Source organism: Vibrio sp. Y176 (genome assembly GCF_033438945.1).
Window position 1 is genome coordinate 1 of record NZ_JAWOQS010000502.1, and the last position, 715, is coordinate 715.

General features: G+C 46.0%; 1 pseudogene. It reads left to right on the forward strand.

Annotation, left to right across the window (positions count from 1 at the left end):
- A pseudogene (gene mam7 / locus R7O13_RS26965) lies at positions 1-715 on the forward strand (MCE family putative adhesion factor MAM7); the annotation flags it as partial.

Below are 715 nucleotides of genomic sequence, written 5' to 3' on the forward strand. Positions count from 1 at the left end.
GACTGGCAGCGCTTCTGCAGAGCTTACTGAGTCTGGGTTGAGCGTCACTGTTCCACCAGCAAAACAACTATTGACCGGTTCTATCAGTTTCGTCAGTGAAGGTTCTGAGTCGATTCAGAAAGAATACCAACTGTTCCAAAATGAATCGTTAGCAGAACTCGCGCAGTACAACAAAACTGGCTCGAAAACATTAATGCTGTTTGCTTCAGAGCTACCACCAATTTCGAAAGGCAGCCCTCTACTCTATCGAAATCTGCCTGTAGGTAACGTCTCGGACTTTCATCTCGTCGATGGTGGCGTATTGATTAAAGCGACCATTGAAAATCGCTTTGCTTATCTGGTCACCCCACAAACCGTTTTTTGGAATCGTTCAGGTATCGAAATTGATGCCTCACTTTCTGGCGTTAGCGTTAAAGCACATCCACTAAAATCTCTAATTGAAGGTGGAATTGCCTTTGATTCCGTGCCTGGCGTGGAAAACAAAGTTGGAGAACGTTGGAAACTTTACGCTGATCAGCAAAAAGCGCGCAAATTTGGTCGAGTCATTTCGCTAGAAACAGACGGCACGCAAGAAGTACTTAAAGGTATGCCGATTGAATACCAAGGCGTGAAGGTAGGTGAAGTGACGCTTGTCGTACCGAATTTCCGTCGCAATCTGGTTGAAGTCACCGCCCGAATTTTACCGGAATACGTGGCAAATATCGCGGTAGAAGGC